This window comes from Streptomyces sp. T39 (assembly GCF_008042045.1).
Lineage (GTDB): Bacteria > Actinomycetota > Actinomycetes > Streptomycetales > Streptomycetaceae > Streptomyces.
The window spans coordinates 823392-836399 of the sequence record NZ_RDBP01000037.1 but is presented as its reverse complement, the minus strand read 5'-3'; the positions used below and the strand labels follow the sequence as shown (position 1 = coordinate 836399).

Here is a 13008-nt window from a genome sequence, read left to right as displayed (position 1 = left end):
CGGGGAATTCCTTCGCACGACCGCGCTGACGAACGGCCTGTATACGGGGGTGGGCACGCCGTCCCTGGAAGGGCGGCATCGGCGGAGTCTAAGCGAGTCCGCATCACTGGAACAACGCCCAGCATCCCACCGTGGTTCCGCGCGGGACGACTCTCCTCGCCGTCACGCCCCGAACAACCCCTGTTGTCCGCTTGCGCCCGGCGCCTGCTGGGGCGGCACGAGTCCGAGGTGCGTCCAGGCCGCCGGTGTGGCCACCCTGCCACGGGGCGTACGGGCCAGCAGACCCTCCCGTACCAGGAAGGGCTCCGCGACCTCCTCCACCGTCTCCCGCTCCTCGCCGACCGCGACCGCCAGCGTCGACAGCCCCACCGGGCCGCCGCCGAAGAGCTTCAGCAGCGCCTTCAGCACGGCACGGTCGAGCCGGTCGAGGCCGCGGCTGTCGACCTCGTACACACCGAGGGCCGCCTCGGCCACCTCGCGGGTGATCAGCCCGTCCGCCTTGACCTGCGCGTAGTCCCGCACCCGGCGCAGGAGCCGGTTGGCGATACGGGGCGTGCCGCGGGAGCGGCCGGCGATCTCGGCGGCGCCCTCCGCCTCGATGTCCACGTCCAGCAGCTGGGCGGACCGGTGGATCACCCGCTCCAGCTCGGCGGGCTCGTAGAACTCCATGTGCGCCGTGAAGCCGAAGCGGTCGCGCAGCGGCGGCGGCAGCAGTCCGGCCCGGGTCGTCGCCCCGACCAGGGTGAACGGGGGCAGCTCCAGCGGGATGGCGGTGGCGCCGGGGCCCTTGCCGACGATCACGTCCACCCGGAAGTCCTCCATGGCCATGTAGAGCATCTCCTCGGCCGGCCGGGACATCCGGTGGATCTCGTCGAGGAAGAGGACCTCGCCCTCCTGGAGGGAGGAGAGGATCGCCGCGAGGTCGCCCGCGTGCTGGATGGCGGGGCCCGAGGTGATGCGGATCGGCGCGTTCATCTCGGCCGCGATGATCATCGACAGGGTGGTCTTGCCCAGGCCCGGGGCACCGGAGAGCAGGACGTGGTCGGCGGTGGCGCCACGGGCGAGGGCGGCCTTGAGCACCAGGTCGAGCTGCTCGCGCACCCGCTCCTGGCCGACGAACTCGTGCAGCGACTTGGGGCGCAGGGCCGCTTCCACGGCCTGGTCCTCACCGTCGGCCGACGGGCCGACAAGGCGCTGCTCGGTGTCGGCGGTGGTGTCGTCGTCCCAGTTCACGTGGTGTCTTCTGCCTTCTTGCGCGGGTGGGGGCGGGTTGCCTTCTGGCGTGCTTCTTGCGGCGGCCGGCCTGCGCGGGCGGCCGCTGCCGGGCACGGGAGGGGCGCGGCCGGCGGGAGTGCCGGCCCGCCCTCAGCGGGTGCGGTTCAGCGTCTGGAGGGCGGCCCGCAGCAGCGGCCCCACGGCCGGTGCCGGGCCCATGGACTCCGCCTGGGGGCCGACCGCGGCGACGGCCTCGTCGGCCTCGCGGGTCGCGTAGCCGAGGCCGAGCAGCGCGGCGTGGAGCTGGTCGCGCCAGGACTGGCTCACGGGGGCGCCGACCGCGGGGACGGTGCCCAGCGGCTCGCCGAGGCGGTCCTTGAGCTCCAGGAGCAGCTTCTGGGCGCCCTTCCTGCCGATGCCCGGCACGGCGGTGAGGGCCTTCTCGTCCGCCGTGGCGACGGCCACCCGCAGCGCGTCGGGGGTGTGGACGGCGAGCATCGCCTGGGCCAGGCGCGGGCCGACCCCGCTCGCGGTCTGGAGCAGCTCGAACACCTGGCGTTCGTCGTCGTCGGCGAACCCGTAGAGGGTGAGCGAGTCCTCGCGGACCACCAGGGACGTGGCCAGCCTGGCCTCCTGGCCGATGCGCAGGGTGGAGAGGGTGTTCGGGGCGCACTGCACGGCCATGCCGACGCCGCCGACCTCGATCACCGCGGTGGTGGGGGCGAGCGCGGCGACGGTGCCGCTCACAAAGGCGATCATGCGGTCGGGCCTTTCCTGACGGGCGGTACGGGGGTGACGGGCCGGGCGGCCCGGTGGGCCGTCACCGCCTGCTGGAGGCGGTTCTGCGCCGGGGCGCGCCAGATGTGGCAGATGGCGAGGGCGAGGGCGTCGGCCGCGTCGGCGGGCTTCGGCGGTGCGTCGAGGCGCAGCAGCCGCGTGACCATGGCTCCGACCTGCGCCTTGTCGGCGCGGCCGCTGCCGGTGACGGCCGCCTTGACCTCGCTGGGCGTGTGCAGGGCGACGGGGAGGCCGCGCCGGGACGCGCAGAGCATGGCGACCGCGCTGGCCTGGGCCGTGCCCATCACCGTGCGGACGTTGTGCTGGCTGAAGACCCGCTCCACGACGACGATGTCGGGCCGGTGCTCGTCCAGCCAGATCTCGATGCCCCGCTCGATGGCGACCAGCCGGCGGCCGAGCTCCTCGTCCGGAGGGGTGCGCACGACGCCGACGCCGCGCATCGTCAGCGGCCGGCCGGCGACGCCTTCGACCACGCCGACACCGCACCGCGTCAGCCCGGGGTCCACACCCAGTACGCGCACGCCGCCCCCTTCTCCGGTCACCTGTTCGTGCAGGCTATCGGCTGCCACCGACAACGCGCGGACGGGCCGACGGGGGTGTCTCCCCGTCGGCCCGTCCCGTGCTGCCGATGTGAGCCGGCGTCAGGCGTCGACCTTCGCCATGACGTCGTCCGAGACGTCGAAGTTGGCGAAGACGTTCTGCACGTCGTCGCTGTCCTCCAGCGCGTCGATCAGCTTGAAGATCTTGCGCGCGCCCTCCTCGTCCAGCTCGACCTGCATGGTCGGGACGAAGTTGGCCTCGGCCGAGTCGTAGTCGATGCCGGCGTCCTGGAGGGCGGTGCGGACCGCGACCAGGTCCGTCGCCTCGCTGAGCACCTCGAAGGACTCGCCGATGTCGTTGACCTCCTCGGCACCGGCGTCGAGGACGGCGCCGAGGACGTCGTCCTCGGACAGTTCACCCTTGGGGACGATGACGACGCCCTTGCGGTTGAACAGGTAGGACACCGAACCGGGGTCGGCCATGGATCCGCCGTTGCGCGTCATGGCGACGCGGACGTCGGAGGCGGCACGGTTGCGGTTGTCGGTGAGGCACTCGATGAGCACCGCGACGCCGTTGGGCCCGTAGCCCTCGTACATGATCGTCTCGTAGTCCACGCCGCCGGCCTCGAGGCCGCCGCCGCGCTTGACCGCGGAGTCGATGTTCTTGTTCGGGACGGAGCTCTTCTTGGCCTTCTGGATGGCGTCGAAGAGCGTCGGGTTGCCGTCGATGTCGGCGCCACCGGTCCGCGCGGCGACCTCGATGTTCTTGATCAGCTTCGCGAAGAGCTTGCCGCGCTTGGCGTCGATCACGGCCTTCTTGTGCTTCGTCGTAGCCCATTTAGAGTGGCCGGACATCTGCCTGTCTCCTTCGCGTAACCCTTTACTGGACGAACCCCAGAGATCCTACCGGGATCGGGTCACCGGCCCGCGCGCACCATGTCGACGAAGAACGCGTGGACGCGGTGGTCGCCGGTGAGCTCCGGGTGGAACGACGTGGCGAGCACGGCGCCCTGCCGGACGGCGACGATGTGGCCGTCGTACTCGGCGAGCACCTCGGCCTCGGCGCCGACGGACTCCACCCAGGGGGCCCGGATGAAGACGCCCTCCACGGGGCCGACGCCGTTCACCTCCACCGTCGCCTCGAAGGACTCGTTCTGCCGGCCGAAGGCGTTGCGGCGCACGATCATGTCGATGCCGCCGAGCGTCTCCTGGCCCGAGCGCGGGTCGAGGATCTTGTCGGCGAGCATGATCAGGCCGGCGCAGGTGCCGTAGACGGGCAGTCCGGCCGCGATGCGCTCGCGCAGCGGTTCCGTCATGCCGAAGAGGTGCGCGAGCTTGGACATGGTCGTGGACTCGCCGCCGGGGATCACCAGGCCGTCGACCTCGGCCAGTTCCTCGGGCCGCCGGACCGGCCTGGCCACGGCGTCCGCCGCGGCCAGGGCGATCAGGTGCTCCCGGACGTCGCCCTGGAGTGCCAGGACACCGATCACGGGTGAGGTCATCACCAGCCCCGGTTCGCGTAGCGCTCGGCCTCGGGGAGGGTGTCGCAGTTGATGCCGACCATGGCCTCGCCCAGGTTCCGGGAGGCGTCCGCGATGATCTTCGGGTCGTCGTAGAAGGTCGTCGCCTTGACGATGGCGGCGGCGCGCTTGGCCGGGTCGCCGGACTTGAAGATGCCGGAGCCCACGAAGACGCCCTCCGCGCCCAGCTGGCGCATCAGCGCGGCGTCCGCGGGGGTGGCGACGCCGCCTGCGGAGAACAGCACCACGGGCAGCTTGCCGAGCTCGGCGACCTCCTTGACGAGCTCGTAGGGCGCGCGCAGGTCCTTGGCGGCGGCGTAGAGCTCGTTGTTGTCGAAGCCGCGCAGGCGGGCGATCTCGTTCTTGATCTGCCGCAGGTGGCGGACGGCCTCGACGACGTTGCCGGTGCCGGCCTCGCCCTTGGAGCGGATCATGGCCGCACCCTCGGCGATCCGGCGCAGGGCCTCGCCCAGGTTGGTGGCGCCGCAGACGAAGGGGGTGGTGAAGGCCCACTTGTCGGAGTGGTTGACCTCGTCGGCCGGGGTGAGGACCTCGGACTCGTCGATGTAGTCGACGCCGAGGGACTGCAGCACCTGGGCCTCGACGAAGTGGCCGATGCGGGACTTGGCCATGACCGGGATGGAGACCGCGCCGATGATCTCCTCGATCATGTTCGGGTCGGACATCCGGGCCACTCCGCCGTCCTTGCGGATGTCGGCGGGCACCCGCTCCAGGGCCATGACGGCGACGGCGCCGGCGTCCTCGGCGATCTTCGCCTGCTCGGCGTTGACCACGTCCATGATCACGCCGCCCTTGAGCTGCTCGGCCATGCCGCGCTTGACGCGGGAGGTGCCGGTCGCGGGGGCGTCGGCGGGCTGCGGGGTGGGGTTGACGGACACGGAGGACCTCACTCGATGACGACGTTGCGATGCGTCACCGATGGAACATCCGCGGACCAGTCCACATCAAGGGCCAATGGAGAGGCGGTGGATCGTTTTGGCCGGCTCAGGGGGTGGTCAGGGGGCTTGCGGGCCCGTCGGTACCCGTCCGGAGCAGGCCACGCGCCCCGGCCGTCGGCGGTGCCGGGCGCCTGCCTGCGGGCCAGGGGTCTGCGGGCGTCGACGTGCGGCCGGCGGCTTCCGGCTTTCCGGCTTCCGGCTTCCGGCTTTCCGGCTTCCGGCTTTCCGGTTTCCCGGCGCGATCAGGTGGGGCGGTCCGCCAGCGCGGTCGGCGGCTCGTCGTCCATCTCGAACGCCAGGGGGAACGGCGCGTGGCCCGCGAGCCGGAACCAGCGCACCGTGCGGTGCCGGCGCAGCGCCCTGGCCGCACGCACCGCGTCGTTGTGGAAACGCCGGGCCATCGGCACCCGCCGTACCGCCTGGGCGAGTTCGGTCGCGGCCTCGTCGCCGCCCGGCACCTGGCGCAGCGCCTCGACCTGCTCCGCCTCGCCGAAGACCGCGCGCAGCGCCGCGCTCAGTTCGCTCTCGGCCACCTCGCGGTGCTCCTCCTCCGACTGCCGCGCGTCGTGCGCGGCCTCGTAGAGCACGATCGACGCGGCGGGGTCGAGCACGCCGGAGGTCGCCAGTTCCTGGGCCACCGACGCGCGGCGCAGGAGCTGGGCGTCGAGCGCGGCACGCGCGGCGTCGATCCGGGCGTGGAGCCGGTCGAGCCGGCCGGCGGTCCAGCTGAGGTACATGCCGATCAGCACGAGGGCGACGACGATCCAGATCACAGTGCTCACGGGCCGCAAGGCTACCGGCCGGGCGCACGCCCCATGTCACCCCGGCCGCCCCGAACCCGCCCCGCCCACGGGCCGTGGCACGGCTTCCGTCCCTCGGTCGGGCGGTCGGGACGTTCCGCCCGTCGGGACGTTCCGCTCAGTCGCGCGCCGCGAGACCGAAGCGCGCACGCAGACCGGTGCGTTCGTCGGCGGCCACCGATGCGGCCCCGTCCGTCACGGTCTCGTAGACCGCGAGGATGTCCGCGCCCACGGTCGACCAGTCGAAGCGGCGCACATGGGCGCTGCCCCGGGCGCGCAGTTCCGCGCGCCGGGCGGGATCGCGCAGCAGCCGCACCGCCGCGGCGGCCAGCGCGTCGGCGTCCTCGTTGGCGAACATCTCCCCCGCCGCGCCCTGGTCCAGCACCTGCGCGAAGGCGTCCAGGTCGGCGGCGAGCACGGGGGCGCCGGCCGACATCGCCTCCACCAGGATGATGCCGAAGCTCTCGCCCCCCGTGTTGGGGGCCACGTACACGTCGACGCTGCGCAGCAGCCGTGCCTTGTCCTCGTCGCTGATCATCCCGAGGAACTCGACGCGCGAGCGCATCCCGTGCGGCAGCGAGGCGACGGCCTCCTCCTCGTCGCCCCGGCCGGCGACGAGGAGCCGGGTCCCGGGGTGCCCGGCGAGGATGGCGGGCAGCGCCTTCATGAGCACCGGCAGGCCCTTGCGCGGTTCGTCGATGCGGCCGATGAAGCCGATCGTGTCCCCCTGCCACTCCTTCTTCGGCTCCGCCTTCTCGAAGAAGCCGACGTCCACGCCGTTCGGGATGACGACCGCGTCGCCGCCCAGGTGCTCGACGAGGGTGCGCCGGGCGTACTCGCTCACCGCGATGCGGGCGCTGATCTTCTCCAGTGCCGGCTGCAGGATCGGATAGGCGGCGATCATGGCGCGCGAACGGGGGTTGGACGTGTGGAAGGTGGCGACGATCGGCCCCTGCGCGGCCCAGCACGAGAGCAGGCCGAGCGACGGCGAGGCCGGCTCGTGGATGTGGATCACGTCGAACGTGCCGTCGTGCAGCCAGCGCCGCACCCTGGCCGCCGACAGGAAGCCGAAGTTGAGCCGGGCGACCGACCCGTTGTAGGGCACGGGCACCGCGCGGCCCGCGGAGACGACGTACGGCGGCAGCGGTGTGTCGTCGTCGGCGGGCGCGAGCACGGAGACGTCGTGGCCGAGGCGGATCAGATGGTCGGCGAGGTCCCTGATGTGGAACTGCACGCCACCGGGCACGTCCCAGGAGTACGGGCAGACGATGCCGATCTTCACGCGGGGCGCTCCTCGAGATCGGCGAGCCAGAGCCGTTGCAGCATGTGCCAGTCCTCCGGGTGTTCGGCGATGCCCCCGGCGAAGGCGTCGGCCAGGGCCTGCGTCATCGCGGACGTCTTCTCCATCCGCGTGCCCGACCCGGGAACCTCCACGGGGGGATGGACGCGGCCCTTCATCACCGGTGTCTCCTCGTACCAGAGGGTCACCGGCAGCAGCAGGGCGCCGGTCTGCTGGGCGAGCAGGGCGGGGCCGGCGGGCATCCGCGCCGTGGAGCCGAAGAAGTCCACCTCCACACCGGACGCCGACAGGTCGCGGTCGGCGACCAGGCAGACGAGGCCGCCGTCGCGCAGCCGCCGGGCCAGGGTGCCGAAGGCCGCTCCCCCGGTGTGGGGCAGCACCTCCATGCCGAGGCTCTCGCGGTAGGCCACGAACCGGTCGTAGAGGCTCTCGGGCTTGAGACGCTCGGCGACGGTGGTGAACGGGACACCCAGCACGCGCGTCACCCAGATTCCGGCCACGTCCCAGTTGGCGAGGTGGGGCAGGGCGAGGACGACGCCCCGGCCGGCGGCCAGCCCGTCGGTGAGGTGGTGGAGGTCCTTGACCTCGAAACTCTGCCGGGCGCGCTCCGGACTCCAGGTCGGCAGCCGGAAGGACTCCATCCAGTAGCGCATGTACGAGCGCATCCCGGCCTTCGACAGCTCGGCGAGGCGCTCGGGTCCCGCGTCGGGGACGACGCGGGCCAGATTGGCCTCCAGGCGCAGCACGCCCTTGCCGCGCCGCTTCCAGACGCTGTCGGCGATGGTGCGGCCGAGGCGGGTCGCGGCGGGCTCGGGGAGCTTCTTCACCGCGGCCCAGCCCAGGCCGTACAGGGCGTCGGTGAGACGGTCGCGCATCACGGGGCCTCGCCTCCCTGCGGCCGCGCGCCGCCCGCGCCGGCCGTGTCCGTGTCCGTCCCCGCGGCCGCCGCCTCGGCTTCCGCCGACTCCCGGCGCACGGTCACCACGCGCTGTCCCAGGGTCACCAGGCTGCCCACCGCGACGATCCACAGCGCGATCGGCAGCAGGATGTCGATGCCCGGGACGCCGAAGCCGTGCAGCCCAGCGAGGCCGGCGGCGACCAGGGAGATCACGAGCCGCTCGGCGCGCTCGACGAGGCCGTTCACGGCCACGGGCAGGCCGATCGATTCTCCGCGGGCCTTGGTGTACGAGACGACCTGGCCGCTGGCCAGGCAGAAGATCGAGACGGCGCAGAGCACGTCGTTGTCGCCGTTGCCCGCGTACCAGAGGGCGAAGCCGCCGAAGATCGCGCCGTCGGCGACGCGGTCCAGCGTGGAGTCGAGGAACGCGCCCCAGCGGCTGGAGATCCCCGCCTGGCGCGCCATGTTCCCGTCGACGAGGTCGGAGAACACGAACAGGGTGATGACGATCGTGCCCCAGAAGAACTCGCCCCTGGGGAAGAAGACCAGCGCTCCCGCCATGACACCGGCGGTGCCGATGAGCGTGACGGCGTCGGGGCTCACCCCGCGGCGGAGCAGAAACGCGGCGAACGGTGTGAGGACACGCGTGAAGAATGCACGCGCGTACTTGTTCAGCATGGCCTTCCCGAGGGCTCGGTGAGCCGCGCGGCCCCTTCGGCCACCGGCTGGCCCATCGTAGTCACCACCGGAGGGCCGCAGCGCCGGGACCCGGACAGGGGCCGCGCCGTCCGACGTATGGACGCGACCCCCCGACAGTGGAAAGCTCGAATGACGACCGCGGGCATCGCCGGACCTGCCCCGGACACCGCCCGGGGCCCGTCCCGGCCTCCCGCGCCCGCGGATTCCTCTCCCCCGTGCCACCGATCGGGAGGCAGAATCATGGGCGCCACATCACGCACACACCCCGGAGCCGCCGGCAGAGCGGTAACGGCCGACCACCCCGCGTCCGTACGGAACGTGGTGCTGGTCGGCCACAGCGGATCGGGAAAGACCACCCTCGTCGAGGCCCTGGCGCTGACCGCGGGGGCGGTGGGCCGGGCCGGCCGGGTGGAGGACGGCGCGACGGTCTCGGACCACGACGAGATCGAGCACCGGCAGCAGCGCTCCGTACAGCTCTCGCTCGTCCCCCTCGGCTGGGGCGGGTGCAAGATCAACCTCCTGGACACCCCCGGGTACGCCGACTTCGTCGGCGAGCTGCGGGCCGGTCTGCGTGCGGCGGACGCGGCCCTCTTCGTGGTCTCGGCCGCCCAGGAGGCGGACGCCGTCGACGGTGCCACCCGCGCGGTGTGGCAGGAGTGCGCCGCGGTCGGCATGCCGCGCGCCATCGTCGTCACCCATCTGGAGACCGCGCGGACCGGCTTCGAGGAGCTCACCGCCGTCTGCGGCCGGATCTTCGGGGGCGACGACCCGGACGCCGTGCTGCCGCTCTACCTCCCCCGCCACGGCGCCCCGCACGCCGACGGGCACAGCCCGGTGACCGGTCTGACCGGGCTGCTCAGCCGCAAGGTGTTCGACTACACGACCGGCGAGCGCACCGAGCTGGAGCCCGGTCCCGAGGAGACGGCGCTCCTCGACGGGGCCCGCAACCGCCTGATCGAGGGGATCATCGCGGAGAGCGAGGACGAGACCCTCATGGACCGCTATCTGGGCGGCGAGGAGATCGACCTCGCGACGCTCGTCGCGGATCTGGAGAAGGCGGTCGCCCGCGGCACCTTCCATCCCGTGCTCGCCGCCGCGCCGGCCGCCGGCGACGCCCGCCAGGGCCTCGGCACGGTGGAGCTGCTGGAACTGATCACGGGCGGCTTCCCGACCCCGCTGGAGCACCCGGCGCCCGCGGTGACCACGCCGGACGGCGCGCCCCGTCCCGCCCTCGACTGCGACCCCGCCGGGCCGCTGGTGGCGGAGGTCGTCAAGACCGCGTCGGATCCGTACGTCGGCCGGATCTCGATGGTGCGGGTCTTCTCCGGGACGCTGCGCCCCGACGAGACCGTCCATGTGTCGGGGCACGGCCTGGCCGACCGCGGGCACGAGGACCACGACGTCGACGAGAAGGTCGGCGCGCTCACGGCGCCCTTCGGCAGGCAGCAGCGGCCCCTCCCGCACGCCGTCGCCGGCGACCTGGCCTGCGTCGCGAAGCTGTCCCGCGCGGAGACCGGGGACACCCTGTCCGCCAAGGACGACCCCCTGCTGATGGAGCCGTGGCGGATGCCGGACCCCCTGCTGCCGCTCGCCATCCGGGCCCACAGCAAGGCCGACGAGGACAAGCTCTCCCAGGGGCTGACGCGGCTCGCCGCCGAGGACCCGACCATGCGGCTCGAACAGAACCAGGACACCCACCAGGTGGTGCTCTGGTGCATGGGCGAGGCGCACGCCGACGTCGCCCTGGAACGGCTGCGCAAGCGCTACGGCGTGCAGGTCGACGTCGTCCCGCACCGGGTGCAGTTGCGGGAGACGTTCGGCGGGAACGCGGCGGGCCGCGGCCGGCACGTCAAGCAGTCCGGCGGCCACGGCCAGTACGCGATCTGCGAGATCGACGTGGAACCGCTGCCGGCGGGTTCCGGGATCGAGTTCGTCGACAAGGTCGTGGGAGGGGCGGTTCCGCGCCAGTTCATCCCCTCGGTGGAGAAGGGCGTACGGGCGCAGGCCGCACGCGGGGTCGTCGCCGGATATCCGCTGGTCGACGTGCGCATCACCCTGCGCGACGGCAAGGCGCACTCCGTCGACTCCTCGGACGCCGCCTTCCAGACGGCCGGCGCCCTCGCGCTGCGGGAGGCCGCGGCGCAGGCGCGGATCCATCTGCTGGAGCCGGTCGCCGAACTCGAGGTCCTGGTGGCGGACGAGTACGTGGGCACGGTGATGAGCGACCTGTCCGGCCGGCGCGGCCGGGTCGTCGGCACCGAACAGACGGGTGACGCCCACACGCTGGTACGGGCCGAGGTCCCGGAGATCGAGATCGGCCGGTACGCCGTCGATCTTCGCTCCCTCTCCCACGGCACCGGCCGGTTCAGCAGGACGTACACCCGCCACGAGCCCATGCCGCAGCAGGTCGCCGACCGGATGCGCGACGAGGTGGGGGCCGGCGCCCACTGACCGAAAACACCCCTCGGAGCACCCACGGGGCGGGCGCCCCCCGAATGTCCACTGCCGCGCCCGCCCCGCCCCCGATACGCTTCAGGTGCCCAGCTCACCAGGTGTGCGGGGCGCGGCAGTTGGGAACAGGCCGCAGTGCGGACGCTTGCGGCGATGGGGGCGGTAGTGACAGACGGATTCGATTTCTCACCCGGGGCCCAGGTCCCGCTCACGGGGTCGGCCGGACAGACCGCGGCAACGCACGCGCTGGCGTCGGCGGCGTACCGGGACAGCCCGGTCGCCGACATCCTCAAGGCCAACAGCGACTGGCACGCGTCGGACGTCAAGAAGGGGAAGTTCTCCCTCTTCGAGCCCAACCTGGGCGAGGCGTTCTCCCGCGCGGTCCAGGTCAGGATGCTCGGCGGCGGGCGCAAGGGGCTGATCCAGTCCTTCGGCACGGAACCGCAGGCGGTGGTGGAGCACTGTCTCGCCGCCTCCCGCATCCGCAAGGAGCGCGACACCAGGCTGACCGCCGTGATGGCGCTGTGCGGGCTGCTCTTCCTGCCCGGACTGCTGCTGTGGATGGGCGTGTTCCAGCTGCGCCGCACGCTCGCGGGCGCCCAGAACAAGCGCGCGGGCGCCGCGGGCACCGTGCTGCTGGTCGGCCTCGGGGGCCTGGCCGTGATCATGCTGCTGAAGCTGCCGTTCTCCGGGTTCTGGGGCTACTACCTCCGCGGCATGATCGTCGCGCCGGTGATCGGCTGGCTGCTCGCCAAGCGGATCTGCGAGTCCACCGCCCGGGACCTGCGCGACCGCTGGGACAGCCTGCTGGCCGGCGGCGGCGTCGGCGCCAAGATCCCCGAGGCCGTCCCGGGCGACCCGAACGAGACCGCGCGCGAACAGCTGCGCCAGGGCCTGCAGAAGCTCACCGCCGAACAGCACTCCAACGTCGTCTTCTACGCCGGTCCCAAGGGCATACTCGGCATGGGCACCCGCTGGGGCAGCTGGCAGATGGCCGAGGAGCTGGTCTCCAAGGACCCCGGCAAGGAGATCAACCAGTTCCGCAGCTGGGACGTGATACGTGCCATCCACGACAAGCTGAAGCTGCTGGAGCGCGGCCCGCTCAACTCGGGCGGATTCCCCAAGCCGTCCGTCCGGCACTGGATCGTCTCGCCGATCGGGGAGAACGCGGGCGCCGTCGCCCGGCCCGAGGGCCAGGACGTGGACAACTTCCAGGTCAAGGGCCACGAGATCCAGCGGATCTGCAACCACCAGCAGTTCGGCGGCGGGAACCGGCACTACCTGGGCGTCCAGTTCACCCTCTGGGACGGCCAGTTGGTGATCACCATGATGATCACCGTCACGGTGCTGCACGAGACCCTGCGCGTGGAGGTCACCGGGCACGCCCTCGGCCCCGTCCACTCGCTCTTCACCACCAAGCCCGAGCCCAAGACGGTCACCGTGAGCAAGACGGTCCGCTTCTGGGAGACGGTCGACCGGGTGCTCCCGCTGATCGACGCCCCCGAGGTCGTGCGCCTCGCCGTGCGCGCGCCCTTCACCTGGTACCCGCCGCTGCTGGACTTCCTGGGCGGGAAGCTCGTCCTCCCCGAGCCGTTCGGCCTGCGCCACGCGTGGGCGGAGAAGCCGTGGCGGCACCGGTTCATGGCGGACGACGCGCTGCGGGCCGCGACGCCCGTCCTGCGCGCGGCCCATGCCGCGGCGATCCGGGTGCTCCAGGAGAACGGCGTGGACACGGAGCGCTTCGGCAACCGCTCGATGATGGTCAGCGGCGCGGTGCAGGACCCGTCGCCGGGGAAGGCCGACGTCTACGACGCGTAGCCGTACGCCGC

At 72.5% G+C, this 13008-nt stretch carries 12 protein-coding genes; 2 read left to right on the top strand and 10 right to left on the bottom strand.

The window, feature by feature from the left end:
- Positions 1-162: 162 nt before the first annotated feature.
- From ruvB to pgsA, 10 genes are all read right to left on the bottom strand, one after another.
- Complete coding sequence (gene ruvB / locus EAO77_RS26335; protein WP_147990746.1) at positions 163-1233, bottom strand: Holliday junction branch migration DNA helicase RuvB; 1071 nt, start codon at positions 1231-1233, stop codon at positions 163-165.
- A gap of 132 nt (positions 1234-1365) precedes the next feature.
- The gene (ruvA, locus tag EAO77_RS26330) at positions 1366-1974 is read right to left on the bottom strand and encodes a Holliday junction branch migration protein RuvA (protein ID WP_147990745.1); all 609 of its coding nucleotides are present in this window, start codon (positions 1972-1974) and stop codon (positions 1366-1368) included.
- Positions 1971-2534 carry a crossover junction endodeoxyribonuclease RuvC gene (gene ruvC / locus EAO77_RS26325; protein ID WP_147990744.1) on the bottom strand — a complete coding sequence of 188 codons (564 nt, stop codon included), beginning with the start codon at positions 2532-2534 and terminating at the stop codon, positions 1971-1973. The genes ruvA and ruvC overlap by 4 nt, the downstream gene beginning before the upstream one ends.
- 120 nt (positions 2535-2654) lie before the next feature.
- Positions 2655-3407 (bottom strand): YebC/PmpR family DNA-binding transcriptional regulator, encoded by a 753-nt coding sequence (locus EAO77_RS26320; RefSeq protein ID WP_147990743.1) that lies wholly within the window; start codon positions 3405-3407, stop codon positions 2655-2657.
- A 62-nt stretch (positions 3408-3469) separates the two neighbouring features.
- Positions 3470-4054 (bottom strand): pyridoxal 5'-phosphate synthase glutaminase subunit PdxT, encoded by a 585-nt coding sequence (pdxT, locus tag EAO77_RS26315; protein WP_147990742.1) that lies wholly within the window; start codon positions 4052-4054, stop codon positions 3470-3472.
- A complete protein-coding gene (gene pdxS / locus EAO77_RS26310; protein ID WP_147990741.1) occupies positions 4054-4971 on the bottom strand; it encodes a pyridoxal 5'-phosphate synthase lyase subunit PdxS in 918 nt (305 codons plus the stop codon). Before pdxS ends, pdxT begins: the two co-directional genes overlap by 1 nt.
- 302 nt (positions 4972-5273) lie before the next feature.
- The gene (locus tag EAO77_RS26305) at positions 5274-5768 is read right to left on the bottom strand and encodes a hypothetical protein (RefSeq protein ID WP_187283430.1); all 495 of its coding nucleotides are present in this window, start codon (positions 5766-5768) and stop codon (positions 5274-5276) included.
- 181 nt (positions 5769-5949) lie between these two features.
- Positions 5950-7113, bottom strand: a complete 1164-nt coding sequence (locus tag EAO77_RS26300) for a glycosyltransferase family 4 protein (RefSeq protein ID WP_147990739.1) — start codon at positions 7111-7113, stop codon at positions 5950-5952.
- The gene (locus EAO77_RS26295) at positions 7110-8006 is read right to left on the bottom strand and encodes a phosphatidylinositol mannoside acyltransferase (protein ID WP_147991041.1); all 897 of its coding nucleotides are present in this window, start codon (positions 8004-8006) and stop codon (positions 7110-7112) included. Before EAO77_RS26295 ends, EAO77_RS26300 begins: the two co-directional genes overlap by 4 nt.
- Positions 8006-8707, bottom strand: coding sequence for a phosphatidylinositol phosphate synthase (gene pgsA / locus EAO77_RS26290; RefSeq protein ID WP_147990738.1), 702 nt, complete (start codon positions 8705-8707; stop codon positions 8006-8008). The genes EAO77_RS26295 and pgsA overlap by 1 nt, the downstream gene beginning before the upstream one ends.
- A gap of 261 nt (positions 8708-8968) precedes the next feature.
- On the opposite strand from pgsA, the gene EAO77_RS26285 reads away from it, so the two are divergent.
- Both EAO77_RS26285 and EAO77_RS26280 read left to right on the top strand, forming a co-directional pair.
- Positions 8969-11179: an elongation factor G-like protein EF-G2 gene (locus EAO77_RS26285; protein ID WP_147990737.1), complete on the top strand. Its 2211-nt coding sequence runs from the start codon at positions 8969-8971 to the stop codon at positions 11177-11179.
- Between the two features lie 153 nt (positions 11180-11332).
- The gene (locus EAO77_RS26280) at positions 11333-12997 is read left to right on the top strand and encodes a hypothetical protein (protein WP_147990736.1); all 1665 of its coding nucleotides are present in this window, start codon (positions 11333-11335) and stop codon (positions 12995-12997) included.
- Positions 12998-13008: the final 11 nt, after the last annotated feature.